A 25,874-nucleotide genomic window follows, 5' to 3' on the forward strand; every position below is an offset into this window, starting at 1 on the left:
CAATTCTAGCCGGCTTTGGCCTGTTCCCGAAACAGTGCGGCGCCAAGTGCCTGGAAATAATACAGGAAAGCGTCGTTGATCCGCTGACGCTGGGCGCCTTCCGGGTACAGACCGGCTTTCGCCTCATCAGAGTGCAGGGTACCCCTTACCAGAAAGCTGTTCCGGGGCTGGCAATCTTCCACAAAGGCTTCAAAGGCACGGGCGCAGAGCTCTTCCGGCCGGGCGTAATAAAGCACCTTCAGGGCTGAATCGGCTTTTTGTGAGGCCCGGAACAATGGACTGGGGGCGGTGCCGTTTTCATTCAGCAGGATAGCCTGAAAACAGGCATTCAACCGCTGGTTCAGGGGGTGCTCTTTCTGGCTGGCGCTGCTTAACCAACCGGCGGAGGCAAAGCCGTGCTTCTCCAGTTTGCGGAACGCCTTGCTGCCCATGTAGTGGTCGAAAGCGTGGAACCATTCATGGGCAAGGCTTCCCGCGCCGGCGTTTTTGGCCAGGGCCAGTTGCCGGGTTGCGGGGATATAGTGGGCCGCCACGCCGGGCTGGCCACCGATGCCGTATTGCAGGCCCAGAGTGCTACGGAGGGAAATAAGGATTTCCGGCCCCCGGAGAATTGCCATCAGATCACACAGCGCCTGATAGAACCGGCCAGCCGCCCTGTCACGCTCATCGGGTGTTACCCAGCGGCCGACTTCAATGCTGCGGAATTCGAACTGGCGCCTTACCGTGACAAAGGAAACCGGGCCTTGCCCTGTCATAATGACTCTCCCGCCAGGGCGCCTGAATCTCTGGCGCCACGCTGAATACTGTATATAAAGACAGCATTCTGGATGGCATCGACTGGCAGGTCAACCCCGGGCCCGGCCAACACGAACCGGGCAATCACTGACTGTACTATCTCAGGACAGGGTGCGCTTCTGGTGCGCGGCTCCACTGCTCGCGCTTGCACGCCAGGGCGTACCATTGCAGGTAGCGTAATTGGTGCAATCGCGGAGGCAGCCCCGACAGGGAAGGCGGTGCGAGGATTGTGACTCTTTGCTGGGCCCGGGTTGTGACATGGGGTACCTGTTTGGTTGGTTTGGATGCTATTGATACGGCCAATCGAGTTGTTTGGACGTCGGCTCGGTAACATTGCCGGTACTGGATGACACAGGCATTTTTTACGGACCCGAAACGCAAAAAAGGCAGACCAGTAAGTTACTGATCTGCCTTTCCTAAATATGGTAGCGGGGGCAGGATTCGAACCTACGACGGTTATGAGACTGAAGTTTATTACCCACTTTTTTTGTGCCAAATTAGTGGAAATTGCCTTAAATTGATGTATGAATTAGAGTTTCAAGAGCAACAGGCTCCGGAGACTAGGTGCATTAATGGCGAAAGACGACCACCTACATTGGCACAGGATTGAAGGCTCGGACGACAGCGATTTGACCGTAAGGCATGCTGGCTCCCATTTTGAAACGCTCAAAACCTGGGCGAAGCAACACGACGTATCCGAGATTTTTGAGGCCATTGCTCTCACTTTTGGCTTTACCGAAAACTTCACGATTATCGGTAACCTCTCGCGCGAACTGTCCGATTCAGATTCCCAGGCCATACTTACCCAATGGACTGATAACCCATACATCTATCAGCTCAACAAGCTGATCACGGCCTACAACCAAGAAATACAAATCTCTTCAGCCTTCGCTGGCATTCCCCAAGGCGTATCACGAGCCAATACCAAGAATATTCTCCGCGCTGCCGGGGCCGATATCAAGCACCAGCACTTCCTGCTCGAAATGATCGTGCAACCGTTGGCACTATCCGGTTCTGAGTCATTGGACCGCCTCCGCAAAACTCTGAGAATTTGGCTCGTCGTGCAGGCCCTTGAACGGTCGGTCGAGCATTCCTGTTACCACGACAACGAAATACGACAGGTTGCCAGCGCACTCTGTTTATACGGGCAGGACGATAAATGGAGAGCTATTGACTCAGTCCTTGCGATGTCTTTGCAGAATTGCCCGTCAGATCGTTATTCCTACGGACAGTTCTCCCTTGCGATACGGCACTCTGCCATACAATTGCTGCCTCTATATTCAGAGCCAACCCAACGCAAACAACGTCTGTTACTAAATTCCCTACAAAAGGTAGCCGAAGGTCAACGAAACCCAATCCTAACTCACCGAACAGAACGCTTGTCCGAATCCTCTTTCAGCGGGCTATTTAAGAGTAGAGACCCGTCCCTCACCCTCGACAAGCAAATTGGAGCACCCCAAGTTCTGGCTCTTTCAGACAGCGAGGGCAGCCCTGCCGGTGAAGAAGGGCCTGAGCAGCTGATCCTGTTCGACGTCAACCCGCAAGAGACTCCAGAACAGCAACAACTATCCGGCCGAAGCATTCTGCTGCAAACGGCAGAGCTATCGCATTATCTGCCATGGTCATGGGACAAGCCGCTTCCCCCGGAAACGTACCTTCTTGAGCAGTGGCTAACAAGCACCCTTGCTCACGATGAACTTCCGGAACAACTCGGCGCAGCCCTGGTATGGCTGGCGCTTCACTTTGGGCGATCTTTGGAGTTTGTATTGGAGTTCCAGATCACCGATGACGCTCAGGCGGAGTGGAGCCTCTCCAGTGACTTTGAATCAGCCCATCGCCAAACACCTAGGCGCCATAGTTCCTGGACTCCCGATAAAGCAGGTGAGATCCTCATTGAGCCATTTGAGAAATCTTTATGTACTGCCCTGCCCGATCGGATCCAGGAAATACTTCGGCAAGCGACTCAGTCGTATCAAGAGAGCTCGTCACTGCGGCGATTATGGGGGCGGACTTGCCCGCATACCCTGCAAACCTGGTTCAGACAACATGCACGTCAGCATTTTCCCAGGCTCTCCAGCGCCAAACTCGCCAATGCCCAACCTCAACGGGTTTTTGACGAACAAGGCGACCATTCTCTAGCGCGACTGATCTCCGCCCACCCTCGCAGCGCCCTTCCAGCAGCCTGCGGCTATGCCAATTGGGATATCCGGCAAGTGCAGAATGGGTTTGCGCTGCCGCTCAAGCACTCATCTACGAGCGATGAACGGGTTAACCTGCTCGGCAGCCTCCTAGCGCCGCTCGAATCGGTACTGATTGAGGGAGTTCAAGAAGGCACCAGAAGTCTCTTGGACAGCACCAAGGGGGATTCGGTCACATTCCACAACACTCTGGTGCAATACACGGTCACCGCGCTCTATGCCGCCACGGGATGCCGCCACCTTTCCGAGCCCTTTGAATCTCTCAGCCATTTTTGTGATGAGCCTCCTGCGGTCTTTATTAATGACAAAACCGAAGACGGTCTTCACAGCGGCCGAATGGTGCCCCTGGCCGATGGAGCCAGAGCGCTTGTTAGTACGTACTGTGAACACCTCCGCCATCTCCAGAAGGGTCTGGCAAATCAAGACGCGGAGCTTTCTGGTCGTATCGACCAGGTACTGCAAGGCACATCCAGTTCGCTACCATTGTTTTTCTTCCTGGACTCTTCTGGCTTATGGCATCCACTGAATGACGGAACCGTGCAGGGCGCCGGGCTATTCCAATGGCCTCTTCCCCAAAACCTGTTCCGGCACCGATTTGCCCAGCAGTTAGCACGATGTGGTGTCAATCCTGAAGTCATTGACGGCTGGATGGGACACGGTGAACGAGGGGCAATCACCTACAGCGATCATTCACCACGGTGCTGGAAGGAGGATGCTGAGCGATATCACCAGACATTGAATGACTGCTTTGACCGATTGGGTTTCTTGATTCAACTACCCGAGACAACCTACGGCGAAATCCAGGTTCAACCCCGGAGCCAGACAGACAACTACCGTGAGCCGACGCATTTCGGTCAAGCGAAGCGTCACATGGAGCGGTTGCAGGCCCGGGATCAGGCTCGCGCATTGGCCCGCAAGGATCTCGATTTGATTCTTAAAGCTAATCCACCCAACGGGGATGAGCAGCTCACCCAAACGTATGTTGATGGTGTGGTGAAAGGCATGCTCTTACGCGAGAACGGGCTACCCCATCCCCGCGCTGCCGTCCGTATGGAAGTGCTGATTCAATGGTTGGAGAGTTCGGGGCCACAGGCACGGCAATTTGTCCGCCACCGGCTGGCCCGTCTGGGGACGGAGCGTTCACTGTTCCGCAGCTCCTGCCCCCGGGCACTGCAAGTGATGCCTGAACTTCAGCGCTGGGCGAGCGAAACCAGACACGCCCTCCGCCAGAGGCGACTGTCAAAGTCCGATGGGCTGGCGCTTGCTGTCGCCTTTCTCGCCATCGAAAAACGAATATCCTATCCGCAGTTTCTGTCAGACCTGGTTCAGGGACTGAATTACCGAGTGATCCAACACAAACGACGTGTGTACCTCGAGTACAGTGAGGCACTGGAGCCTGATAACTTCGATCAGCCCGTTCAACGCCATGAAATCGACCATACCACTGCCCGACTGTTGGCGAGAGGATCGGGCATAAAGGACACAAAGGATCTCACTCGAACGCCTTGCCCCAAGCCACTGCGATCACTTCAGCATACCCTGAAAACTTTTGGACCTGAACACTGGAAGAGACAAGCAGACCTGACGCTTGCCGAGGTACTCAAGTCGTTACACCGACTTGTGGAGCAGGCCAACCTGGTCGATTTTCCTGGCATAGTCGCCGGCGCCCTGAGCGAACGAAACCCTCCGACAAGCGTCTGTTTGTACGATTACCTGCGGCTTACCGAAGGCCGCCGTTATCAAATACCGGGAAGTGACACACGCCCCCCAATTTCGGCGCCGGAAGCTTTACCAAACATCCCAGCAATGGCCTCCGCCAGCTACCCCAATGCCTTCTACGATTCATCCAAGGCGTTTTTCCGGGCGTTGCATGACATTCTGAATCGTTACACAAAAAGCTCCTCACAGGAGAGTGCCAGGAAAATCGAGCGGCACTGTAAATCCAATGCCCACGGGGTCAGCAGTGCCGTTTTAATGCTCGGTTACTGGATCGCCCATCTGGTCCGCAGAGGCAAAGGAAGACCCAATCGTACCCACAAACCCTATGCAGCCAGCTCAATAAAACGTTACCTGAGTGCACTGGCCCCGTCTTTCGGTGGCCTGGCCTATAACGCCGATCTAATGATCATGACCGATGAGGATGTCACCGAGCTGTGCGCGAGAATGCTCTCCCGGCATGCGGAAAAACAGAAGGACCTGGACTACTTTTCCGCCCGTCTCATCGAATTTTTTGACTGGGCTGGGGAGCGTGGTGTGTCGACTCCGGACTGGGATGAGCTCGATCTGGGCGGAGCACGCCGATCAGTTCGCCCCTGGCTGTTTTCAGAAGATGAATATTTGGACGCGCTTCGGATACTGCTACGCGCTGATTCGGAAGACCCGGATCGTGGCAGGCAAGCTGCCTTTGTTCTTTTTCTTGCCTTCCGATTCGGCCTTCGGGCCCAGGAGGCCTTGGGCTTGCTGCGCTCCGATTGGTGCCAATCCGGAAAACTGACCTGGGTACTGGTTCAGAGCAATGCTATTCGGTCCTTAAAAAACACCACAAACAGCCGGCGTGCGATACCCCTACTGTTCCAGTTGGACGCGATCGAACAGACACTGATTGAAACGACACTGACTCGTTATACAACCCGGTTTGCAGATGCCACCAATAAGCCAATATTAGGGGCTAACGACGGGACGCTCACACCCTTTGCTCGCTCAATTCCCACCGACATTGCGAAGGCGCTCAAACTGGCCACTGGCAATCCAAGAACGAGCCTGCATCAGGCAAGGCATGCATTCTGTAACGTATTGACCACTGCGTTGTTTGGGATTCATACACCACTGGCTGCCAATTTGTGCAAATCCATTGATCGAGAAGCCATCATACATATCATGCTGGGACAACATGAGCAGCCATCACGTCGCGGTGCGATGGCAATCGGCCGGGCACTGGGACATCAGAGCCCACGCACGCAGTTCCGCTCCTACAATCACCTCCTCACAGAGTGGGCCGATACGCTCACCCCGGTCAAATCCCACTATGCCAGCTCCATTGCAAAGGCAATTAACACCAACGACTGGGCTATTGTATCTCTGCCGGATCAAGATGTTTTGCAAACGATCTTCTCCCAAAAAGCAGAACTGACGCCTGCGATCGTGATCGAGGCTTTACGACTTATGGCACTTGGATATCCTACAAACCGGATTGAGCACCTGTTGCGTTTTGAGCCCGGGGAATTGACAGACGTTGAAACCCTGGTCGACCGAATCAATGCGGGCATTCGATTCAAGGTATTCGATCCTGAACAGGGTAAGAAGGCGTATGTCTATGGTCAGTCTCTACCGCGTTTTCTTCTTAAATCCCGACCCTCTGGCGTCTGGCCACGACTGCTGGAATTGGCTGAAAAACTGCCGCCCAGAAACCAACTGGCCAACTCTCGGCCTCTACCCTCATTGGATCAGGCCTCAAACCTCGTCGGCAGAAATGGCCATTTGCTCATGAACCTACCGAAGGAGTCATACCTCCTTCGCCTTGTTGTCGACAGCTTCGAGCTACCGGAAACCTCTTTCATGGTGATGATAAAAAGTCCGCCCAGCGCTGTCCCACGCGCTCAGAATTTACTGCTCGAAGCGCAATTCGCCCCGGCAGCTGGTGTTACGACTCAATTGGATACGTTCAATGAAGACCACAGCAAAACCTTTGGACGGGCGCGATCCTACGCTGGTCTGGTTCTAGCAAAACCGGCTATTGGCCCTCTTCACGACGGTCTTGAATTGGTTCTGGCTTACATCGCTATAGCCGCCGCTTACTGCCCGCGGAAAGGGCCAATGCAGCCTTTAGCCGACTCCCAGCCAATTTACTCGAGCTTAAACTGATCCTGATCATTTGCCGCGACCTCCCTTAACTCCAGCAGCGTGATAACCGGTTTCTTTTTTTTCGGCTCGGGCTGGCTGATCGCCTTGAACTCGAGCAGGTTTCGGTTCGCAAACGCTCGCGCGACCGTGCGCAGGAAATCCAGGTTATGACAGACAATCTCGAGGCGCCCTTTATAGGGCACCTTACCGCCATCATTTGCCGCCTTTGAAAACCAAAATATTGCCGTACTTTTTTGTTCATCAAACCCCAGCGGTCTGCCCACGCCCTCAATAGTGCCGTGCGCACTTTGCTCCAACGCCAATGGCGGCATTACGCCCTGCACGGTTATCCCATGAAGATCGGTGGCACCGAACCTCACCACAAAACCCTGGGTAATCGATTTACTCGCAAACTTCGCGGCAACGTCGCCTCCGAGCTCGTTCAAAAACAGTTTTTCCTCTTCCGTGAGAACATGGTCGGTCTCCTGCTCACCAAATGATCGCTGTGAAACCAATGCCGTGAGAATAACCTGTGCAGCCGCTCGAAAGACCATGACCTCGGCTGGTGTCGTCCCAGATCCAACGAGCCGGATGACATGGGTTGCGGGATATTCAGTACCGTCCTGGGGTTCAACCCGCAACCGAGACTCGACTGCGATTGCAGGTGTTTTTCGGAAGCTCACAAAATCATTGAGAACCCGAACCATGGTGTCTTTCAATTGTTTCTGCGACGGCAAAACCAGCGCACCCTCCTCTTCAAACTCTAGCGCACCGCCTGAATGAACCACGCTGGGCGCGCTTAATGGGTGTAGCACCAGGATGGCAGCATCGAGAGTCTGGCAGGATTTCTGGTTGGTCATAACAGTTAGCCCTTTACAATTTTCTGATCCCAGCCCGACCGCCACCTGTCTGTGCACAGTTGGCGTTAAGCTAACGCCTGAATTTCCATCAGAGCCTTAAACCAGCTCAGACCGGAATTTTGGCGAGAAGCCTAAAGTCGGGCCATTTCGGCGACACCCGTGATTTGCCGAGGTAAACCAAGGGCACCCTCAGACATATTGTTTCAGAATTGAATAAGGCAGGTTTGCAGTAAAGCGGGGTTTTTTGCGCACTTTTCGGTAACAGTGGCTAGATTTTCGAGGAGTTAGTTGACTTACACATATTTCAGAAGAGAGATCGGCTGTGGACATACGAGTCACATAGTGTCAGCTCAGCTGAAATCGCCCTGCTCAATTTTGTAAAGCACTTCCATGAGCCACCGTCTACCCTCAAAGGTATCCAGCAAACTCATGGGAACCTGATCAGCAAAAGCATGTACCGGATGACTCAGCCATTCCACGGCCTGACCACGCGATTCCCACACAGATGCGCAGTAAGATAGTACCCTTGCCAAATCGAGCACGATTTCTGACGTTCTGGCATCCAAAGCATCCGCCTGGCAGGCCGCACGTAGTTGGTGTGAAGTCATGCCAAGTGCTGTCGCAATCTCATTTTCCAAGCCGGTCTTACCCACTAGAGAGGCCAACCAGCTACCGGGTATACCCCTGCGAGCCCACTGAACAAAAGTCACAGGGTTCGAGAGCACATCTTCAGGCATGTCGCGAGAAAAGAGAGTTTCTTGCGGGCGCTCAGCCACGAGGGCAAAGTAAGGCGTGTGACTGATGTACTTGGGCATGACTTCACCGTATGGACAGGATGACTAACACAACCCTTAGCCTACAATATTCAGTACCACTTCTCATGAGGATAAATCATGGACCTCGAGATCGGGATACTCACCGCGATGGCGATCGGCATTTCTGGTGCCGGGCTGATGACCGTTTGGTGCCTCTGGTCACGCCGACTGGAACTCAGTGAACGCAAAATGGACAAAAAGTGACAGTGCTTCCAAAGGAGGAGCTATGGCCGAAAAACCGATGACTGAACACGTACTCCTACAAGACCTCAATGCCCACGCTGCCCACGCCGACGAACTGGCGCAACCGCTTTCGCAGGAGCTCACACCCTTGGAACGGCTGAAAGGCTCCGTAAAACGCTACGAGCGGCCCCTGGAGCCGGTCTGGGATGATTGGTTTGAGCCGGAGGAGCGCGTGACCGACGATTTCATGGCCGATCGGGATCAACCACCGAAAGATTTGAAGGAGTGAACGCTCCAGAAGTCCGGGCACAGCATCCTATAATATGTTGACAACAGGATTTGGGGCTGACTCAAAGATCGCACCGGAAGGAGGTGGTAAAGCGTGGTATCAGACGAAGATATGCGGAGACAACTAGCAGCGAACGTGGGCAGGGATTATCGGAAATACGTGCTGTCCGGTGACACCATGAGTAACGGTCCGACAATCCCGGAAACAAATACTACGCCGCGCACTGCGCGCCGGCCACTGACACCTGAAGAGAGGGACATCCTTGAGAGCGGTGGCGTCCGGTTCGGCGACGCTCTCGGGCACACTCGTGACGAACTCATCCACCATCAAATTCAACAAATCCAGGACGAACTTCGTACCATGATTCAGCAGGCGCTCACCCTCAACGAGGTCGCGCAACGGCTTTCCGTGTCAAAAGAGGCTGCTCTCCAGCTTCTCACGAAGAAGCACCCAGGCCTACACGCATTCAAAGCACCCAATGGAGTTCTGCTATTTCCAGGCTGGCAATTCACAGAACAAGGTCTCCTGCCGGATCTTCAGAGGATCCTGAAGCACATTGATCCAAAAGTAAGCGCACTCACCATCAACCGTTTTATGACCAGTAAACACTGCGATCTGCCACTCGACAATCGCTGCCTAAGCCCTCAGGAATGGCTTGCCTCAGGGCATGAGCCAGTAGAAGTGGAGAGGCTCGCCAGGGATATCTCGGGGCAGATATAATTCTCTTAGAGTTCATAAATATTCTGGAGCGATATGGACATGATGGCAGCCCTTATCGGCTATGGAGGCTTTGTTTTAGCCCTCTCTACAATTGGCATCATTGGCTACTGGAAAGCCGATGTTCTGGAGGCTTGGGCAAAAAGGAAACTGAAACCCTGACGTTATCAGGCTCAGCCACCACTTCAATAACGACCAAGTGGCTCCAAAGGTTTCAACCACCGCTGAGGTAAGACCCCGGGGACCGAGCAGATCGCACAAGCCAGCAGGCAGGGCGCCTTTAGTAGCCTTTAGTAATTTACTCTACTAACATAGTGGTTTATTTACTAATCTCGACTACTGGCCGCCGAGGCGCTTTATGAACGCACATGTGGACTGGCACTTTCCCCGCCGCGAACTGACAGATCAGTTTCTGTCAACCTTCGCCAGCGGTGTCTCCAACACCCTGACACTTTTTGCGCCCCGGCGCATGGGCAAGACGGAATTCATCCTCTTTGACCTTATCCCGGAAGCGCATGAACAGGGCTACCGGCCCATCTATGTGAGCTTCTGGGACAACCCCAGGAATCCCGTTACCTGTCTCAAAAAAGGTCTTGAAAGGAGCATCGGAGAAATGACCTGGCTGGAGCGCCGTCGCTGGGCGAATTCCCACCTCGGGGCTTTGAAGCTGGGTGGCGAGGTCGGAATTGATGGGACGGCGAAAGCCTCGGCCGAGGTCTCTGGTCAGAATATCCCGCCGCAGGAGGATGACCTGAGTCAGCTTCGCAGTCGATTTGAGACCTTACTGAAAGGGAAAAGGAAGATTCTGCTTTGCCTGGATGAAGTCCAGCATCTGGCCACAGACCGTGCCTTCGAACCCCTGGTGTTTTTCCTTAGGACCCTGCTGGATGAGAACCGGGATAAGCTCTATGTCGTCTATACCGGCTCTTCCCGGGATGGCCTGTATCGCCTGTTCAATCGACGGAAAGCGCCACTGTTTCGATCGTCGTCCCAGATCGACTTGCCAGAGCTGGGCTCAGGATTCGTCAAACACATGCTTGATGCTTTTGATCGGGCCACGGCCCGGACCCTGAGCTACAACAACGCCTGGAACGCTTTCCTTACCCTGAACAGGGTCCCGCGAGACTTTCGAGCCGTCATCGAAGGGATGGTGCTCTCCGGCGAAACAGACATCACCTCCGCGACCGAACGGTATCGGCAGTTCACCAGTGATGCCGATGAGTACGAGAAAACCTGGTCCCAGCTTAAGCCCATCGAGCAAGCCATCCTGGCCGTCATTGCGCAGGACATTGCCGGTCCCTACCAAGAGGAAGCCCGCCGGTTCATTGCCACCTGGCTGGGGATGTCAGAGTCTGCGGTGGCAACGCACACAATCCAGAATGCGCTGAATCGTCTTCGGGGAGAGTTCCTGGCACCGGTCGAGAAAGGGGTCTGGGTATTCGAGGACATGGATTTCAAAATCTGGGTGGCTGAGGCTTTCGCACAAGACCCGACTGAGCGCCAGACATGACGTTTCAATCCAGAAAGAAGCCGCTCTCTGGCATCAGCTACCGGGCAAGGTACAACGATGAATTAAAATCTTTAGCAACTTTTCTTGCCCAGAAGAGGCAAACTGATACCCCATCGCCTTGTAGCCTTTCTCCCGCTTTCGGAACATACGCTCAAGCATGGGCAAGCCGGTGTCCAGGTAGTCATAGACAGTGACTTCCTGCTTGCCATCGGCATCCCGGTGGATCCTGCCTGCGTACTGCGACAGCGTTCCCTTCCAGGCGATGGGCAGGGCTAAGAACAAGGTGTCCAGTCGAGGCAAGTCAAACCCTTCTCCAATGTATTTTCCGGTTGCAACGATAACCTGGGCTTCGTGTAACCTTGCTTCCGCAGCTCGGCGTTCTCTGACGCGCATCCCGCCACGCAACACCAGCGACGATACGGATTCAGCTTCCAGCAGCGATGCCAGCGTCTCAGCATGCTCTCGTCGTTCCGTGAGCAGAAGGCAGTTTGCCTGACTTTGCACACAGCGTACGACATCCTGAACAATGTCCTGATTCCGGGCGTTAGTCTCAGCAAGCCAGCGGTAAACTGACGCTATGTGAGGCCGTTCACCACCCTGAGAGAGGTCAGTGGGCGGCGTTTCGTGACGCTCCCGAACGACGACGCGTTGGACAAACTTGGAACCATGTTCAGCTGCAACTTTGTGACGAACGGGTCCGGCAACCATAAACATGATTTTTTGGTGACCATCCTGACGGTCAGGCGTTGCGGTAAGGCCTACAACATATCGGGCGCTGACTTCGTTAAGCAGCATCTCGTAACGGGGCGCCGAAATATGGTGGCATTCATCAATGATAACCTGGCCATATTGCCGGACCAGGCTCGAGACCGTATTGTCTTTCTTGTTGATCAGGCTCTGATAGGTGGCAACGTCGATCTGCTCGGTCGGTTTCTTTTTGCCTCCGCCAATCACGCCCACGGATGCGCCCTCAATGAACGTTTCCAAGCACTCCTTCCATTGATCAAGTAACTGACGACTGTGAGTGAGGATCAGCGTGTTGACCTGCCGCCTGGTCACAATGCCAATGGCGGTTACGGTTTTACCGAAAGCGGTCGGAGCATGAAGTATTCCGGTGTCATGATGGGCGAGTGCCTTGACAGCCTTCTTCTGTTCACCGCGCAACGTTGCCTTCAGGCTGATTCCGCTCAGCAGCTGGCCCCGGGTTCTGCGGTCATCGATTTCTACCGTTATCCCCTGCTCCCGCAACAATGCCTGAAGCTCATCAAAGCAGCCTCTTGGCACCGAGAGATAACCTTGCTCAATCCGGGCAGAGGATATGTAGCGAGGGATGCAGTGAGTTGAGAAACGAAGTGCTTGGGTTTTGAAAAACACGGGATTGGCAAAGCTCGCCATGCGCTTTATTCGTGCAGCCAGTTGTCCCGGTATGTCTGACAACTTCATATAAATGTGATTGGCTAGGGTGAGAGTTATGCTCTCGGGACATCCTGCAATCAACCCCGTCTCGACTGGCAAGGATTGCTCCCACGGTAACGCAACTGGCGCTGCAGCATCGGAATCAGGCTCTTTACCAACCATCTCTCGAAGCGCGTCCGGCGAAACGGTCTCTTGCCGACTGAGCAGCGCCCACTGATCCGGATGCGGATTCAGCTCATCATCGACAAACACCGTACATCCACGACTTCTCGCCTCGTGTTGAAGCGGAAGGGCAATTAAATTGCCAAAGCCACCCTCAGGCATCGTATCCTGGTTGGGGAATAAACGGTCGTAGGAATCAAAAGACAAGCCAGGGTGGCGTTCCATCGCCTTATCCAGCAGTTTGAAACCCAAAGCCCTCGCGGACCAAGCCGGAACGGCGACCGAAAAAAAGATCCATAGATGGGCACCAGCACCGGACCGGGAGATCTCTACAAGGTAAGGAATGTCTTCATCACGACAAGCCTCTGCCAGCGCACGAACGTCTGCCCGCCAGTCCTCCTTATCAAAATCGACGGCCAATAGATAACAAGAACTGTCCCGCAACAACGGATATAACCCAGCCACATGCTTGCCGGACAAATGATCATACACGGCATTGAAATCCAGGGGCTTGAACTTTTTATGCGGGCACTCCCCACATTTGATTCGGGGTTTCTGACAAATCCCCGGAACCCACTCATTCTCACAGGCGACCGCATAGCCGGAACGGCCTCCGGATCCCTGCCAACGGAACGCATAAACATCCCGTCTTCCGCGAAAGAGGTTCCGGAACAGTTCGGCTTTTTGATCAGGTGTCAGCTGCGTTGTTGTGGATCGCTGCGCAGTGGCATAAAGCTCGCTCCTTCGGGAAAGAAGGACAGCCTTTTCCCTCTCAAGCTCGGATAGCTTCAGTGCAATGGCCGAGAGTTCGTCTTCTATTCGGATACGTGCCTCCTACCCTGTGCAATCGGCCGGTTCAGTAATAGTGTAACCTGGCGGCCTTTACTTCACTGAACCTTTTGAAGGTCGGACCTGGCTGAGCTCAAAAACCCTCAATTTTATTAAGAACATCCATAGCCCGGCGCGGACACTTGTGAATATCCAGTGAACTGACTGGGCTCTCTTCATCTAGCGTCGGAACGTCACATTTCAACCAATCGCTTGCTCGGGCTGGTTCTGGCAAAACCGGCTGCCGGCTCCCCTTCATGACGGTCTTTAGTTAGTGTAGGCCTACATTTCTAGTGCAGCAGCTTACTGCCCGCGGACAGGACCGCTGTCGCCCTTACGAGAATCCGAAGCAATTCACTCGAGCTGAAATTGATCCGGGTCATTGGCTGCCACCTCCCTCAACTCCAAAAGCGTGATGACTGATTTCTTTTTTCTCGCCTCAGGCTGCCTGAGCGCTTTGAACTCGACCTGGTTGCGGTTCGCGTACGCTCCAGCTAATACGCGGAGAAAATCCAAGTTGTGGCATAAAACCTCGAGTTTCCCCGCGTTTGGCGACTCATCGTCGTCGTTAGCAGCCTTTCTGAACCAGAGAGTTGCACTGCTTTTCTGTTCATCGAAGCCTATCGGCCTGCCAACTCCCTCAATAGTGCCGTGCGCACTTTGCTTCAAGGCCAATAGCTGCATATTGCCGTGGACGTTTATCCCGTGACGGTCGTTGATACCTAACCTCACGATAAAACCCTGGGGAATCGACTTACCTGCAAACTTGGCGGCAACGCCACTCCCTAGCTCGTTCAAGTAAAACTTCTCATCTTCCGTGAGAACATGCTCCATCTCCTGCTCACCAAAAGATCGCTGCGAAACCAGTGAGCTTAGTATGAGTTGTGCAGCGGCCCGAAACACCATCACCTCGTCGGACGTAACTCCTGATCCTTCAAGCCTGATAACATGGGTAGCGGGAAATTCAGTTCGCTGCTGAGATTCAATCCTTAAGCGAGCTTCGACCGCAATACCGGGTGTTTTTCGAAAACTTACGAATTCGTTGAGGACTTTCACCATCTTGTCTTTTAGCTGCTTTTGCGCCGGTAACACCAGGGCTGTTTCACCTTCGAATTCCAATGCTCCAGCAGTGCTGATTACATGTGGTGCACTCGATGGATGCAGTACGAGGATTGAAGTATCGAGAGTTCCATAGGCGTTCTGATTGGTCATAGCGTCTGATCCTGTAAAGTTTCTTATCCCAGTCGGGCCGTCAACCGAGTCCTCAAGGTCGGCGTTATGCTAATGCTTAAATTTCAATCAAAACTTTTAACACAGTTCAGACCGGAATTGGGCGTGAAGCTCTGAGCGACGGTAAAGTCGGGTCACTTACGCGACGCTTCGGCACTGTGAAGGCCTGAAAAGCCACAGGTGAGTACTTTTTAAGGTCTGGTAAAATTAGTGCTATGGTACTTTTCATACTGAAGAGTTCGTCGGTCCCACTGGTGAAGGGGAATCTAGAAGTGCATGACGAAACATTGTTGGTCGTCGATCTGGAGGCCACCTGCTGGAAGCATCGAACGACGCCAGACGGCGAGCCCCAGGGCGTTCACAACATGGAGATCATTGAATTTGGTTGTGCATTGGCGACTCGGGCGGGAAAGTTGCTCGATAGCCGTTCCTTTCTGGTGCGCCCCACGAGATTTCCGGAGCTTAGTGACTTCTGTACGGAATTGACGAGCATTTCCCAATCAATGGTGGACGACGAGCCGTCTTACCGAGAAATCATTGATGCCCTCGACCAATGGCTTGGCCAACCTTCTGAAGACTTCATCTGGTGCAGCTGGGGAAACTACGATCGCCTGCATGTGCTGGCTGAGAGCCAAAAACATGGGCATACACCGCGTTTTATGGCGTATCCGCATCTAAATCTGAAACGGATCTGGCGTCGCACTACAGGTCAGAAGAAAAAAAATGGTTTGGCCCATGCGCTGGCATTCCACAATTTGGACTTTGAGGGTCGTCATCATCGGGGTGTAGATGATGCGCGGAATATCGTGCGGCTGCTTCCGTTTATGGACTGGTCGCTCGAGACCGAATTAGTGACGCATCCTGGAATCAAGCACCTGAAAGGCAGTGTCTCGTCGGAGCGCATTATTAGCCTTGATGCTATGGACGAGGCCACCCGAGCAAAGGCGCGACGGTTAAACATGCTCGGAAAACCGCGTAGACCCAATCCAGAAACGGCCAGGGTGACGCGTGAACTGGGAGAAAGGTAAGGTGAGAGCTTTGACGACTTGTTTCGGGATGTGGGATCCGATGAATGAAAATTGTTTGTCTATCTGACACTCATTCTTTACATCGCCGAATCCCGGGGATTCCAGACGGCGACGTTCTGATCCACGCAGGTGATTGCCTTGGGGCAGGCACTCTGGATGATGTAGAGGATCTGAATACCTGGCTCGGCACTCTACCCCACCGTCACAAGATCCTGATTGCTGGCAACCATGACGCAGCATTTCAGGAAACGCCGGATCTGGCGCGGGAGGCTCTGACCAACGCAGTTTATCTGGAAGATAGTGGTGTTGAGATAGAAGGGGTTCGGTTTTGGGGTTCGCCCTGGACGCCGTCTTTCGAGGACTGGTGGTTTATGCTGGATCGGGGGCAGCCATTGCATGAAAAGTGGAAGACTATTCCGGATAACACCGATGTATTGATTACCCATGGGCCACCGAAAAATATCGGCGACGAGGTGTCTCTGGGTTTCCGCTGTTTCAACGCTGGATGCATTGATCTGTTGCACCGAATCGACCAGCTATCGTTGCGGGCACATATCTTCGGCCACATCCACGAGGGTTACGGTGAGTACATGCGAGGCGCAATGCGGCTTATTAACGCCAGCACGTGCACCGTCCGATACAAGCCTACCAATCCACCGATTGTGCTGGATCTTGATTAGTTGGAGGACCGAAGGATGATGACTGAGGCTCTGGAACAGGAAGCGAAAGACATTATTCGGCAAGTCGCGCCTTGGGCTGGCTCAGAAAGCGCAGCCTGGACCTGGTATCGGACGACAGAGATTCCTTCCCTCGGCAATTTAACACCGGAAGATCTCGTCTCCAGCGGTCGAGGTGATGAAGTACGAGCTTACCTGGACCACCTGAATAGCGGTGGTTATTCTTGATATTGAAGACGTGCATACCCGTGAGGAAAAACATGACCGCTGTAGAACTGATAGAGCGATTGAAATCGTTGCCGCCAGAATCAACGGTTCTTGTCGAGGGTTATGAGACTGGCTATGACGATATTGTCGATCTAAAAACCCTGGACGTGGTTCGATACCGGAAAGCTCAGGAATGGGATGGCGAGTACTCAGCAGTAGACAAGTTCACTGGGGACAGAGACAAAACAATCCCTGTCACAGTGATTCTCGGGCGGCGGGGAAATTTGAGATAACGGCAATTTTATGTCCGAGAGAAAAACGTACACGCTCGAAGAGCTTCTTGTTCAATGCGACCCCGGTTCGCCCGTGCCCCCAGAGCTACTGGAATGGGAGCAGGCGGAGCCCGTGGGTTTAGAGCAGGACGTGATGGAAGGTCAGGTTAATATCCGGGAGGCGGCGCTGGCATTTGGCGAGCTGCTAAGTGACCAGTACAAAGTCGCCCAACTGATTCTGTTTGGCAGCCGGGCCCGTGGTGATTACCAGCCCGATAGCGATGCTGATGTAGCAGTAATTTTGCGTGGAGAGCCCGGTAATTTTGTCGAGACGAAACTAGCCATGGCTGGTCTCGCCTACGAAGTGCTGCTCCAGACCGGTATTCGGATTCAGCCTTTCCCAGTCTGGGAAATTGAATGGTACGAGCCAGAAGCTTATTCCAATCCTACTATTTTGCTGACCATTGCCCGGGAAGGCATCATTGTCTGTCAGTCCTGACCTCATTCCACTGTCCCTGAATGGTTTCCGCTACTGAGCTGAAACTATCCAGGTGGATTAGTGGGCTGATCTGAACTGATTCCGGAAGGCCTTTGTCGATGGCCCGAGCCCTGAAGTCGGCCAAGGTCCCAACCCGGCCTATCAGGGCTTAGGTGGTCGCCTCTGGATCATGCGCCAGGCGTTGGATGATCGCGACATAATTCACTCCACGCGGATGATGGAAAGGCTTTGGCCATACGGTCGACTGGGCGACCGCCTCCCGGTCGAGTTCCATGGGCGCCAAGTCGAAAGCTGATGCAAGATGTATGAGTCCATCCTGCTTGAGAATGGCGGTATTACGGTCATGGTTGTCGGTGTTTCCGATAGCCGTATTAATAACATCTCGGAGCAGGTATTCCACGAGCAGAACGTCGAAATCGGTATCAAGATAACCGTTCCCCCCGTCACTCGAAGTGTTCGGAATGCATTTTGCCGATGGCTTTTTCTCATGGATTCACCACTGACATTTAGCTTGTGGCTGTTGTACAAGAGCCGATCGAGAATAGGGTCCGCCACCCTCGCCTCAAAGGTCACAGAACGGGTTCTGCAGTGGTAAAGCCGGCCTTTGGATTCCGTTTATCCGATTGTATATCTAGACTGAGCTAGCTCATAAACCATTTTATGCTGAGCTCAGCGTAACCGTTCCAACTGGCTGTTCGCAGGGCCACTGCGCAGTGGCCAACGTGCGGCGGCGGTCATGACACTGATCCAGTCCGCAAAGCTGAACGGGCATGATCCCTATGACTACCTGAAGGATGCACTGATCCGCCTGCCGACGCAAAAGAACAACGCCATCGACGAGCTGTTGCCCCACAACTGGAAGCCGGCTATACCTGACAAGGTGTGATGGCCGGACGTGTATCGACTCCTCCTCTATTGCAAGCACTCTGTTTGATCATGATAAGGTACGACTGCCTACGTGTATCCGGTCTCTATAATGATGCCCTGTAGATGAGCATCGGACCCTGATGGGCTATTCGCATGGTGGTTCCCAAACGCTTACAGGAGCTTGTCGGCTCCTCGTCCGGCAGGGGTTTCCCAGCATCGGTTCTACCTGGTCGCCATCAATCAAACTGCCTTGCAATCGTGGTGGTCTTCTCCCCAAAGTTTGCCGGAGTGGTCCCTTCTCAATTTATAGCGCTGCCGCTGCCAGCCTTGGATCAAATTCCATGTCATCGCGAACCAGCGCCCAAGCCATCCGTGCCGTTTTGTTTGCCAACGCCACGGTGGACATTGGCATGCTTCCGCGCCCGAAGTGCTTTGATCCAATGACTTAGGTTGTCCTCTTTATCGTCCACGCGGCAGAGGACGGCTCGTGCTCCATGGACCAGCAACTTCCTCAGATAACCGTCGCCTCGCTTACTGATGCCGAGCAGTCGATCTGTAAGCGTCCGGCCATCACACCTTGTCAGGTATAGCCGGCTTCCAGTTGTGGGGCAACAGCTCGTCGAGGGCGCTGTTCTTTTGCGTCGGCAGGCGGGTCAGTACATCCTTCAGGTAGGCATAGGGATCATGCCCGTTCAGCTTCGCCGACTGGATCAGCGTCATGACGGCAGCCGCACGCTGACCGCTGCGCAGTGAACCGGCGAACAGCCAGTTGCTGCGCCCCAATGCCCAGGGTCGGATCTGGTTTTCCACCCAGTTGTTGTCGATGGGCACAGCGCCATCGTCCAGGTAGCGCGTCAGCGCTTCCCACCGTTTGAGGCTGTAATCCAATGCTTTGGCCGTGCCGGAACCATCCGGCACCTTCTGTCGATGCGCCAACATCCACTGATGCAGTGCGTCAGCCAGTGGTTTGGCTCTGGTTTGTCGGATTTCCCGGCGCTTATCCGGTGGCAGATCTTTGGTGTCCCGTTCGATCTCGTAGAGTCCGCCGATGTATTCCAGGGCCTTGGCGGCCAGCTCGCTCTTGTTGGCTTCATGCAAGTCGTAGAACTTGCGCCGGGCGTGGGCCATGCATCCGATTTCGGTGATGCCGTTGCCGAACCCGGCCTTGTAGCCAGCATAATCGTCGCAGACCAGCTTGCCCTGCCAGTCACCCAGGAAGGTACGGGCATGTTCACCCGCGCGGCTGGGCGCGAAGTCGTAAACAGCGGCCTTCAGATCTGAGAACGGTGTGGTGCAGTAAGCCCAAACGTAGGCCTTGTGGGTTTTCTTCTTGCCCGGGGCCAGCATGCTGACCGGCGTTTCGTCCGCATGCAGAACGCTGTGTTCCAGCAAGGCGTTTCTCAGCGCATCCACCAGGGGCTGCAATTGCACACCGCAGGCACCGACCCATTCGGCCAGGGTGGAACGCGGGATTTCGAGGCCAGCTCGGCCAAAGATGCGTTCTTGGCGGTACAGCGGCAGGTGGTCCGCGTACTTGGCCACCAGCACCTGAGCCAACAGACCAGGGGTAGGTATTCCCTTGTCGATCACTTGCGGTGGTACCGGTGCCTGGATCAGGGTTTCGCATTCGTCGCAGGCCCACTTGCCCCGGATGTGGCGCTCCACGGTGAACTCGCCGGGAACGTAATCCAGCTTCTCGCTGACATCCTCGCCAATGCGCTTGAGCTGACAACCGCAGCGGCACTGGGTGTTTTCGGGTTCGTGGTGGATCAGGGTGCGGGGTAGTTCTGGTGGCAGCGGTGTACGCTTGGGTTGCTGCTTTGGCCGGGTGGCTTTCTCCTCCTCGGTCATCGCCTGATCCAGCTCGACCTCAATGGCAGCCAGGTCGCTGTCGATCAGTTCGTCCAGCAGCTTTCCTTGAACGGCATTGAGCTGTTCACTGCGGCGGGCGAACTTGTGGCGTTTGAGAATGGCCACTTCGTGGGTCAGCTTCTCGATGATGGCATTGCTGCGCACCAACTCTCGATCCTTCCGGCCCAAGGCTTGATCCTTGGCGTCCAGCGAGTCCATCAGTTCCGTCGCCAGGGCACGGAGCTGATCTGCAGAGAGTTGGTTAATATCAGGGCGCTGAGTCATGCCCGGTAGTATGCCAAGCCCATGAGCCGTAAGCGATTCGCGGTTCTGGCTATAGCGGCATTACGGCACTTGTGGTTACAGGATGGAGATAACGCCTTCAGCGCCAATGCGCTGCCAGGGCAGGCCCTGAACCAAGGCGGATAACTGTTCCTCGGTCAGGCGCAGTTGGTCACCGCGCCAGGATTCGCCCCAATGGAACTTACCCCGGTTCAGTCGGCGGGCACACAGCCAGATGCCGAGGCCATCGTGGATCAGTACCTTCATCCGGTTGCCCCGTTTGTTGGCGAACAGGTAGGCGCAATGGGGCCGGGCCGAACCAAACACCTGAATAACTCGGGCCAGGGCCTTGTCTGGACCGGCCCGCATATCCAGCGGTTCCGTGGCCAGCCAGATCTCGTCAATGCGGATCATCCCAACAGGTCCCGCAGCAAAGCGGCACACTGATGGGCCTGCTCCGCCGGCCACTCCACCACAACCACACCGCCGGCACGGGGAATCTCGATGCGGATGGTGCTACGCTTGTCCGAGGCCGATGGGTTGGTCGGTGCTGAGGTTGCCTCTGGCAGATTGACCGGCACGAACCCAGGTGTTGTCGCCGGCGCTTTCGGCGCTCGCCGCGCCTCGCTAATCCAGCGTCGGACCATGTTGGCGTTGAGACCGTTATCCAGCGAAATTCGGGACACGGAGGCACCGGGTTTCAGGCATTGGGCAACAATCTGGGCTTTGAATTCCCGGGAAAACCGGCGACGGCGTTGGTAGGGCTTGGTTACGCTTAAGTCGTTCATGGTAAGTGATGAGATGGACGCCTCCCCTCCCGAATCGGCGTCAATTGCGCCAGACTTGAGTGTGTGAAGTCCAAGTCGAAGGATAAAGGAGGCGTCCACCATGGATATTAAGATTCTTGGGATTGATCTGGCAAAGAATGTCTTTCAGCTCTGCGCACTTAGTCCGCATGGCAAGGTGCTGTTCAACCGAGCGGTGAAGCGACCCCGGCTGCTCGACGAGATGCGGCAATTGCCGCCAACCCTCATCGCGATGGAGGTCTGTGGCGGTGCTCACTACTGGGGGCGGCTGTTCCAGACCCTGGGACATCAGGTCAGGCTGATCCCGCCGCAGCACGTGAAGCCTTTCGTCCGGGTGAACAAGAATGACGCCGGCGATGCGCTGGCGATCTGTGAAGCGGCGACCCGTCCCGGGATCCATTTTGTTCCTGTAAAGCCCCTGGCTCAGCAGGATCTGATGCTGCTGCATACGGAGCGCCAGCGCTATGTCCAGCAACGCACCGCCATCGGTAACCAGATCCGCGGGCTGGCCAGTGAGTATGGTGTCATTTTTCCGATTGGCCTGAGCGCTTTGCGTTCCGCCTTGCCCGGCGCCCTGGAAGACGCCGAGAATGGATTATCCCCTGTCGCGCGCCAGTGCCTTGCCAGGCTCTATGACGAACTCAAGCATTGGGACCATCTCATTCGTCAAGTGACCCGGGAGCTCAATGCCTTGGCAAGACAACAGCCGGCCTGGCTAGCATTGCAGGCGATCCCAGGCGTGGGTCCGCTGGTCGCCTCGGCCTTGATCGGGCGCATCGGCAACGGACACCAGTTCCGCACCGGGCGCCAGTGCGCGGCCTGGATTGGCTTGGTACCGCGACAGCGTAGTAGCGGTGGGCATCAGCAGCTCTTGGGAATCACCAAGAATGGCGACCGCTACCTCCGCACCCAGCTTATCCACGGAGCGCGAGCGATCACTACCGGTTGCAGCCGTTGGGGCTGGGATCACCCATTGGCACGCTGGGTCAACCAGCTCCGGGAACGGCGCGGCTTTAACAAGGCCGTCGTGGCACTGGCAAACAAACTGGCCAGACTGGCTTGGGCGGTTTTGTCCAAAGGAGAGGCATTCGATATGAGAAAGGCGTTTGCAACACCCTGAAATGCAGTGCTCACCCTGTGAGTTTGCAGTACCCGATGAAGCAACCGGTTATCCGTCCTTGCCAGAACCTGAAAGTGGACAAGCGTTGACTCAAACCGCTTAAGTGTATAGGTGGCAAGGCACGGAACTCATCGAGGCGCGGCGGCTAAAGCCGCCATCAAGACGCCGGATATATGTCCGCGAACCACCGCTTCATCACAAGCTACCCGTTGACTACGGGGAGACGTCCATATATGTCCACTAGAAAATAAGTGGACACTATCCTGACGTTGGCAGCGCCAGGCTCAAGATGGGATTACCGGACGCTTACGTCGATCTCGCCCCCCGGTACTATGTTGCCTGGGCGTCAGCCCTAATGACGCGGCGAAGTCACGTCCTCTATGGAATGCTTTTCCATTCCCCAGGGCCCCAGCTAGGGCGCTGGCCGTCAATGGCCCGACGCCACGCAGTGTTATCAGCTTGCTTGCGACGGGGTCTTGCTGAACACTCTGAGAAATTTGTTCGTCAAGTGAAGAAATTCGGTCGTCGAGGTGACGAAGATCCTCGGCCAGACCGTTCAAAAGATAGCGAAAGGCATCAGTCAGGCCATTCTCAGCATCTTCCAGCCAGCGGGGCAGCGCTTTGCGCAACTGCTGGATGCCGACTGGAGCAACGATTCCCTATTCACCCACAAGACCTCGGATCTGGTTAGACTTTGCTGTTCGCTGTCCTACCAATTCTTCCCGAATCCGATGAGTGGCCTAGATATCTTGCTGGGCTCCAGCCTTAACCGGCAAGAATCTCATGTGGGGGCGACCCATGGCCGCAGCATCGACCCGATCATTCTTGTTGCTCTCCACGTAAGGCTTAACAAACTGAGCAGCAACTAGTCTCACATGATACCCCGGGCTTGGAGCTGTCGCGCCCAGGGGTGGGAGGAAGCACAAGCCTCAATGCCGATTTCAGCTCCAACAGGTACGCGTCTGCATAAAGCATCCAGCCATTTCTGGCGAGAGTATTTGCCGGTCCAGATAACTTGATCATGACGGTCAACGCCATGAACATGAAAAACTGATTTTGCAATGTCGACGCCAACTCGGGTAATGGTCATGTGGAATTATCCTCACCCATCAAGATGGTGGTTTGCCTCCCCCATCATTATGGCTTGCTGACGCCGGAGTGAGGTGAGGAGGAGTCCATCCCATTGCTTACAGATCTCCAACACCCGGTAAACTGAGCATACGACGATTATTGTAGGAGAGCCATTTGTGAATATGTTCGCAGGTTTGGTCGGATTCGGCACATTCTTTTTAGCTCTTTTGTTTATTGGAATCATCGGCTACTGGAAAGCCGAGCCCCTGGAAGAATGGCTAAAAAATGCTTATCGCAAAACAAAACTGATCGCATCAAATAATGTGCGAGCAAAAAACTAAAACCAAATGCCTCGGACCAGATCCGAGACATTTGATTTGTCGAACCGGGAACACTGTGGAAGCGTCTATTAAAGGACTTCCTGTACATGGTGCTCGTTAATCGTGGGCACTCTCCTTTTGTGTCGTTACGGAACGCCATGATAACCGGCCGGTGATTGCGTCCATTCCCGCTTCGCCTTGGCGCACAGGTATACGCCAATCCTTGACGGTATCGTGAGAAGTATTTTCATCCACCGAGAGCCTGGGGTCTACCCAGCCAAAACTGGCCGAACCGGACACTTGCACCCAGTGTTCGTCTTCCTTGACCTGATAACCCTTGCTCTGCGGCAAAGCAGGCCAGTGGCTGCTCCGCGTGTTGGCTTCTACCCGATTGTCTTCGAAGCGCAAGAAAGGATTGTTATCACTGTCGTAAACGACCAAGGTCTCCTCCCCCTGATAACGGACCATAAGAGCAGGTCGTGGTGCGTCAAGCACCATCGCGCTCAGAGCATCTACATCACCCTCACTCACAATGGCCGCCTGGATAATATGATCCGGAGCCCCTTCAGAATCCGGGGCTTGGTGTGCCATCCCCGCCCCGGTCATCGTCAGAAGCACAGCGTACAACAGGCCGGAGAATACTTTTCGGAATATGAGTTTGCTATCATTCTGATTCATCACGACTCCTGATGCGGGACCGGGACCAGTCCACCCAAAGCGTCTTTCAAGTTTTCGAAAAGGCTGTCACGCTCCTCCTCAGTGACATCAGGCATCTGGTTACCGGCCGTACACTGCATTGAACCTGCAGTCTCTACTGTTATCGAAGCAGAAACCGAAGGCACGAGCCCTTCGTCGGAATTCTTACTGGCAAATAGCATGTACTTGCCGGCTGGCACAACGCTGCTGGCCTCAGGCATTCTGAGCGTAAGGTTACGACCGCTGCGGCTCTGCACAGGCAGCTCGATGGTGCGCTGGTCACTATCAACCGCGTGAGTCATTACGGTACGGCGAATCAGCAGAACCTTGTCGATATCTGCCGCTTGGTCCACCTGGATCGTAAATTTCTCACCGGGCATCAAGGCGTCGGGGGCAGCAAGAATTTCTGGCCGATCGTTGCGCATAGCGTAGGGAGGTGTGTAAATCTCGAAACTTGGGTCCCTTCCGTCATAGGGCGCCAGCCCGAAGTCTTGCAGGTCAACAAACCTTAAGTAAGCGGTATTGATTGGAGAGTGACCGCCGACCATTACCCGACCATCAGGGAGCAAAACGGCTGTATTGTGATAGGTGCGAGGGCGAATGCCAGAGGCCATTTCGGTCCAGGTGCCTTCCTCAGGATCGAATCGTTCAGCGGTTTTGATCGGCCCCTCGAGGCCGGGAGCCACGACCCCATCACGATTACCACCACTAAATACCATTACTGACCCATCTGGCATGAGCACATTGGTGCCATACCAGCGCGGCTGGTTCAAGGATCCGCTCAGACGAGATTCGTATTCAATTTCGTCACCATTAGTGCGTTCTCGGTGCCCTCTAAAGCGTTCAGATAAAGAAGACGGCCGTCATCAAGAAGAGCCAGCGTGCCCGCTGCGGGTTTGCATTCTGCCAACCCTTCAGCGTTCGTTACACACTTCTCATCGGTTTCTACCGCCTCACCATCAACGATGATTGTTGGTTCCGCGAAGGGCTCGCTAAAAGAACCGTTTTCCGAATAGTCTTCTTTAAAAGTCGGTTGGGGTTTGGAGGAATCGACCGACTGGTTATTGTCAGCAGACGAGCTTTCTTGATTCGGAGCGTTACCGGACCCAGTGTCACTATCACCATCTGATGACCCGCCGCACGCGGATAGTGCCAACGTTGCCAGGGCCAAAGCGAGAGGCCGATACAGACATTTTTTACTACCGTTCATATATTTTCCTCTGTTTTATTTTTGTACTAGGGAGACTCTGAATAAGTCTCGAAATCAGCGATAATACGGCCATCGCCAACCGCATAGGATTCGTTGCCACCATGGATCAGATCACTTTCTCCGAA

At 54.6% G+C, this 25,874-nt stretch carries 27 protein-coding genes and 2 pseudogenes; 14 read left to right on the forward strand and 15 right to left on the reverse strand.

Annotated features, from left to right (window positions below; all coding sequences use genetic code 11):
• Positions 1-5: 5 nt before the first annotated feature.
• A complete protein-coding gene (locus tag HLUCCO03_RS17650; RefSeq protein ID WP_027831551.1) occupies positions 6-755 on the reverse strand; it encodes a CLCA_X family protein in 750 nt (249 codons plus the stop codon).
• A 612-nt stretch (positions 756-1,367) separates the two neighbouring features.
• Between HLUCCO03_RS17650 and HLUCCO03_RS17655 the strand changes: the two genes are divergently transcribed.
• Positions 1,368-6,854 carry a hypothetical protein gene (locus HLUCCO03_RS17655; RefSeq protein ID WP_292016758.1) on the forward strand — a complete coding sequence of 1,829 codons (5,487 nt, stop codon included), beginning with the start codon at positions 1,368-1,370 and terminating at the stop codon, positions 6,852-6,854.
• On the opposite strand, the gene HLUCCO03_RS17660 is transcribed toward HLUCCO03_RS17655, so the two are convergent.
• A complete protein-coding gene (locus HLUCCO03_RS17660) occupies positions 6,836-7,693 on the reverse strand; it encodes a hypothetical protein (protein ID WP_027831546.1) in 858 nt (285 codons plus the stop codon). The genes HLUCCO03_RS17655 and HLUCCO03_RS17660 overlap by 19 nt on opposite strands.
• Positions 7,694-8,043: 350 nt before the next feature.
• The gene (locus HLUCCO03_RS17665) at positions 8,044-8,508 is read right to left on the reverse strand and encodes an antitoxin Xre/MbcA/ParS toxin-binding domain-containing protein (protein ID WP_051603818.1); all 465 of its coding nucleotides are present in this window, start codon (positions 8,506-8,508) and stop codon (positions 8,044-8,046) included.
• A gap of 78 nt (positions 8,509-8,586) precedes the next feature.
• Here HLUCCO03_RS17665 and HLUCCO03_RS17670 point away from each other — a divergent pair, with 78 nt between their 5' ends.
• The 5 genes from HLUCCO03_RS17670 to HLUCCO03_RS17690 all read left to right on the forward strand — a co-directional run bounded on the left by HLUCCO03_RS17670 (position 8,587) and on the right by HLUCCO03_RS17690 (position 11,207).
• Positions 8,587-8,712, forward strand: a complete 126-nt coding sequence (locus HLUCCO03_RS17670) for a hypothetical protein (RefSeq protein WP_292016759.1) — start codon at positions 8,587-8,589, stop codon at positions 8,710-8,712.
• 22 nt (positions 8,713-8,734) lie between these two features.
• Positions 8,735-8,980: a hypothetical protein gene (locus tag HLUCCO03_RS17675; protein ID WP_027831545.1), complete on the forward strand. Its 246-nt coding sequence runs from the start codon at positions 8,735-8,737 to the stop codon at positions 8,978-8,980.
• A gap of 93 nt (positions 8,981-9,073) precedes the next feature.
• Complete coding sequence (locus tag HLUCCO03_RS17680) at positions 9,074-9,700, forward strand: hypothetical protein (RefSeq protein ID WP_155939910.1); 627 nt, start codon at positions 9,074-9,076, stop codon at positions 9,698-9,700.
• 33 nt (positions 9,701-9,733) lie between these two features.
• A complete protein-coding gene (locus HLUCCO03_RS17685; protein WP_292016760.1) occupies positions 9,734-9,859 on the forward strand; it encodes a hypothetical protein in 126 nt (41 codons plus the stop codon).
• 196 nt (positions 9,860-10,055) lie between these two features.
• Positions 10,056-11,207 carry a hypothetical protein gene (locus tag HLUCCO03_RS17690; protein ID WP_051603817.1) on the forward strand — a complete coding sequence of 384 codons (1,152 nt, stop codon included), beginning with the start codon at positions 10,056-10,058 and terminating at the stop codon, positions 11,205-11,207.
• Between the two features lie 33 nt (positions 11,208-11,240).
• Here the strand turns inward: HLUCCO03_RS17690 and HLUCCO03_RS17695 are convergent, their stop codons facing one another.
• Both HLUCCO03_RS17695 and HLUCCO03_RS17700 read right to left on the reverse strand, forming a co-directional pair.
• Complete coding sequence (locus tag HLUCCO03_RS17695) at positions 11,241-13,277, reverse strand: DEAD/DEAH box helicase (RefSeq protein ID WP_292016761.1); 2,037 nt, start codon at positions 13,275-13,277, stop codon at positions 11,241-11,243.
• 690 nt (positions 13,278-13,967) lie between these two features.
• On the reverse strand, positions 13,968-14,825 hold the full coding sequence (locus HLUCCO03_RS17700; RefSeq protein ID WP_027831543.1) for a hypothetical protein: 858 nt from the start codon (positions 14,823-14,825) through the stop codon (positions 13,968-13,970).
• Between the two features lie 290 nt (positions 14,826-15,115).
• On the opposite strand from HLUCCO03_RS17700, the gene HLUCCO03_RS17705 reads away from it, so the two are divergent.
• The 4 genes from HLUCCO03_RS17705 (at position 15,116) to HLUCCO03_RS17720 (ending at position 17,526) form a co-directional block, all read left to right on the forward strand.
• Positions 15,116-15,871 carry a 3'-5' exonuclease gene (locus HLUCCO03_RS17705; protein ID WP_081813617.1) on the forward strand — a complete coding sequence of 252 codons (756 nt, stop codon included), beginning with the start codon at positions 15,116-15,118 and terminating at the stop codon, positions 15,869-15,871.
• Positions 15,872-15,915: 44 nt separating this feature from the next.
• Positions 15,916-16,551, forward strand: a complete 636-nt coding sequence (locus HLUCCO03_RS17710) for a metallophosphatase domain-containing protein (RefSeq protein ID WP_027831542.1) — start codon at positions 15,916-15,918, stop codon at positions 16,549-16,551.
• Between the two features lie 257 nt (positions 16,552-16,808).
• Positions 16,809-17,048 (forward strand): hypothetical protein, encoded by a 240-nt coding sequence (locus HLUCCO03_RS17715; RefSeq protein WP_027831541.1) that lies wholly within the window; start codon positions 16,809-16,811, stop codon positions 17,046-17,048.
• Positions 17,049-17,058: 10 nt separating this feature from the next.
• Entirely contained in the window at positions 17,059-17,526 is a 468-nt protein-coding gene (locus HLUCCO03_RS17720; RefSeq protein WP_081813524.1) for a nucleotidyltransferase domain-containing protein, read from the forward strand.
• A 148-nt stretch (positions 17,527-17,674) separates the two neighbouring features.
• On the opposite strand, the gene HLUCCO03_RS19435 is transcribed toward HLUCCO03_RS17720, so the two are convergent.
• Both HLUCCO03_RS19435 and HLUCCO03_RS19440 read right to left on the reverse strand, forming a co-directional pair.
• Positions 17,675-17,926: a HipA domain-containing protein gene (locus HLUCCO03_RS19435; RefSeq protein WP_197025656.1), complete on the reverse strand. Its 252-nt coding sequence runs from the start codon at positions 17,924-17,926 to the stop codon at positions 17,675-17,677.
• Between the two features lie 77 nt (positions 17,927-18,003).
• Positions 18,004-18,099: pseudogene (locus HLUCCO03_RS19440) on the reverse strand (ATP-binding protein); the annotation flags it as partial.
• Positions 18,100-18,205: 106 nt separating this feature from the next.
• Here HLUCCO03_RS19440 and HLUCCO03_RS17730 point away from each other — a divergent pair.
• Positions 18,206-18,412: pseudogene (locus tag HLUCCO03_RS17730) on the forward strand (transposase domain-containing protein); the annotation flags it as partial.
• 551 nt (positions 18,413-18,963) lie between these two features.
• Here the strand turns inward: HLUCCO03_RS17730 and HLUCCO03_RS17735 are convergent.
• From HLUCCO03_RS17735 to HLUCCO03_RS17745, 3 genes are all read right to left on the reverse strand, one after another.
• Positions 18,964-20,529, reverse strand: coding sequence for an IS66 family transposase (locus HLUCCO03_RS17735; protein WP_027831538.1), 1,566 nt, complete (start codon positions 20,527-20,529; stop codon positions 18,964-18,966).
• 75 nt (positions 20,530-20,604) lie between these two features.
• The gene (tnpB, locus tag HLUCCO03_RS17740) at positions 20,605-20,940 is read right to left on the reverse strand and encodes an IS66 family insertion sequence element accessory protein TnpB (RefSeq protein ID WP_027831537.1); all 336 of its coding nucleotides are present in this window, start codon (positions 20,938-20,940) and stop codon (positions 20,605-20,607) included.
• Positions 20,937-21,314 carry a transposase gene (locus tag HLUCCO03_RS17745; RefSeq protein ID WP_027831536.1) on the reverse strand — a complete coding sequence of 126 codons (378 nt, stop codon included), beginning with the start codon at positions 21,312-21,314 and terminating at the stop codon, positions 20,937-20,939. The genes tnpB and HLUCCO03_RS17745 overlap by 4 nt, the downstream gene beginning before the upstream one ends.
• A 100-nt stretch (positions 21,315-21,414) precedes the next feature.
• Here HLUCCO03_RS17745 and HLUCCO03_RS17750 point away from each other — a divergent pair, with 100 nt between their 5' ends.
• Positions 21,415-22,452: an IS110 family transposase gene (locus HLUCCO03_RS17750; RefSeq protein WP_027831535.1), complete on the forward strand. Its 1,038-nt coding sequence runs from the start codon at positions 21,415-21,417 to the stop codon at positions 22,450-22,452.
• A gap of 284 nt (positions 22,453-22,736) precedes the next feature.
• Here the strand turns inward: HLUCCO03_RS17750 and HLUCCO03_RS19445 are convergent, their stop codons facing one another.
• On the reverse strand, positions 22,737-23,081 hold the full coding sequence (locus tag HLUCCO03_RS19445) for a transposase (RefSeq protein ID WP_197025655.1): 345 nt from the start codon (positions 23,079-23,081) through the stop codon (positions 22,737-22,739).
• Between HLUCCO03_RS19445 and HLUCCO03_RS17755 the strand changes: the two genes are divergently transcribed.
• Positions 22,983-23,321 (forward strand): hypothetical protein, encoded by a 339-nt coding sequence (locus HLUCCO03_RS17755; RefSeq protein ID WP_027831534.1) that lies wholly within the window; start codon positions 22,983-22,985, stop codon positions 23,319-23,321. The genes HLUCCO03_RS19445 and HLUCCO03_RS17755 overlap by 99 nt on opposite strands.
• Positions 23,322-23,323: 2 nt before the next feature.
• On the opposite strand, the gene HLUCCO03_RS17760 is transcribed toward HLUCCO03_RS17755, so the two are convergent.
• The gene (locus tag HLUCCO03_RS17760) at positions 23,324-23,542 is read right to left on the reverse strand and encodes a transposase (protein ID WP_197025654.1); all 219 of its coding nucleotides are present in this window, start codon (positions 23,540-23,542) and stop codon (positions 23,324-23,326) included.
• Between the two features lie 157 nt (positions 23,543-23,699).
• Between HLUCCO03_RS17760 and HLUCCO03_RS17765 the strand changes: the two genes are divergently transcribed.
• Positions 23,700-23,864 carry a hypothetical protein gene (locus HLUCCO03_RS17765; protein ID WP_155939906.1) on the forward strand — a complete coding sequence of 55 codons (165 nt, stop codon included), beginning with the start codon at positions 23,700-23,702 and terminating at the stop codon, positions 23,862-23,864.
• Positions 23,865-23,960: 96 nt separating this feature from the next.
• On the opposite strand, the gene HLUCCO03_RS17770 is transcribed toward HLUCCO03_RS17765, so the two are convergent.
• From HLUCCO03_RS17770 to HLUCCO03_RS17780, 3 genes are read right to left on the reverse strand one after another with little or no spacing between them, the layout of a single operon-like run.
• Positions 23,961-24,521, reverse strand: a complete 561-nt coding sequence (locus tag HLUCCO03_RS17770; protein ID WP_027831533.1) for a hypothetical protein — start codon at positions 24,519-24,521, stop codon at positions 23,961-23,963.
• Positions 24,521-25,312: a galactose oxidase-like domain-containing protein gene (locus HLUCCO03_RS17775; protein WP_292016762.1), complete on the reverse strand. Its 792-nt coding sequence runs from the start codon at positions 25,310-25,312 to the stop codon at positions 24,521-24,523. Before HLUCCO03_RS17775 ends, HLUCCO03_RS17770 begins: the two co-directional genes overlap by 1 nt.
• A gap of 8 nt (positions 25,313-25,320) precedes the next feature.
• Positions 25,321-25,749 carry a hypothetical protein gene (locus HLUCCO03_RS17780; RefSeq protein ID WP_027831531.1) on the reverse strand — a complete coding sequence of 143 codons (429 nt, stop codon included), beginning with the start codon at positions 25,747-25,749 and terminating at the stop codon, positions 25,321-25,323.
• Positions 25,750-25,874: the final 125 nt, after the last annotated feature.

Source organism: Marinobacter sp. HL-58, assembly GCF_001314605.1.
Lineage (GTDB): Bacteria > Pseudomonadota > Gammaproteobacteria > Pseudomonadales > Oleiphilaceae > Marinobacter.

Excerpts from the sequence above, each read along its gene's own strand:
- HLUCCO03_RS17660 (WP_027831546.1), bottom strand. The coding sequence starts at position 7,693 with ATGACCAACCAGAAATCCTGCCAGACTCTCGATGCTGCCATCCTGGTG.
- HLUCCO03_RS17665 (WP_051603818.1), bottom strand. The coding sequence starts at position 8,508 with ATGCCCAAGTACATCAGTCACACGCCTTACTTTGCCCTCGTGGCTGAG.
- HLUCCO03_RS17670 (WP_292016759.1), top strand. The coding sequence starts at position 8,587 with ATGGACCTCGAGATCGGGATACTCACCGCGATGGCGATCGGCATTTCT.
- HLUCCO03_RS17770 (WP_027831533.1), bottom strand. The coding sequence starts at position 24,521 with ATGAATCAGAATGATAGCAAACTCATATTCCGAAAAGTATTCTCCGGC.
- HLUCCO03_RS17675 (WP_027831545.1), top strand. The coding sequence starts at position 8,735 with ATGGCCGAAAAACCGATGACTGAACACGTACTCCTACAAGACCTCAAT.
- HLUCCO03_RS17750 (WP_027831535.1), top strand. The coding sequence starts at position 21,415 with ATGGATATTAAGATTCTTGGGATTGATCTGGCAAAGAATGTCTTTCAG.
- HLUCCO03_RS17710 (WP_027831542.1), top strand. The coding sequence starts at position 15,916 with ATGAAAATTGTTTGTCTATCTGACACTCATTCTTTACATCGCCGAATC.
- HLUCCO03_RS17715 (WP_027831541.1), top strand. The coding sequence starts at position 16,809 with ATGACCGCTGTAGAACTGATAGAGCGATTGAAATCGTTGCCGCCAGAA.
- HLUCCO03_RS17650 (WP_027831551.1), bottom strand. The coding sequence starts at position 755 with ATGACAGGGCAAGGCCCGGTTTCCTTTGTCACGGTAAGGCGCCAGTTC.
- HLUCCO03_RS17780 (WP_027831531.1), bottom strand. The coding sequence starts at position 25,749 with ATGAACGGTAGTAAAAAATGTCTGTATCGGCCTCTCGCTTTGGCCCTG.
- HLUCCO03_RS17735 (WP_027831538.1), bottom strand. The coding sequence starts at position 20,529 with ATGACTCAGCGCCCTGATATTAACCAACTCTCTGCAGATCAGCTCCGT.
- HLUCCO03_RS17720 (WP_081813524.1), top strand. The coding sequence starts at position 17,059 with ATGTCCGAGAGAAAAACGTACACGCTCGAAGAGCTTCTTGTTCAATGC.
- HLUCCO03_RS17690 (WP_051603817.1), top strand. The coding sequence starts at position 10,056 with ATGAACGCACATGTGGACTGGCACTTTCCCCGCCGCGAACTGACAGAT.
- HLUCCO03_RS17745 (WP_027831536.1), bottom strand. The coding sequence starts at position 21,314 with ATGAACGACTTAAGCGTAACCAAGCCCTACCAACGCCGTCGCCGGTTT.
- tnpB (WP_027831537.1), bottom strand. The coding sequence starts at position 20,940 with ATGATCCGCATTGACGAGATCTGGCTGGCCACGGAACCGCTGGATATG.
- HLUCCO03_RS17685 (WP_292016760.1), top strand. The coding sequence starts at position 9,734 with ATGGACATGATGGCAGCCCTTATCGGCTATGGAGGCTTTGTTTTAGCC.
- HLUCCO03_RS17700 (WP_027831543.1), bottom strand. The coding sequence starts at position 14,825 with ATGACCAATCAGAACGCCTATGGAACTCTCGATACTTCAATCCTCGTA.
- HLUCCO03_RS17655 (WP_292016758.1), top strand. The coding sequence starts at position 1,368 with ATGGCGAAAGACGACCACCTACATTGGCACAGGATTGAAGGCTCGGAC.
- HLUCCO03_RS17760 (WP_197025654.1), bottom strand. The coding sequence starts at position 23,542 with ATGACCATTACCCGAGTTGGCGTCGACATTGCAAAATCAGTTTTTCAT.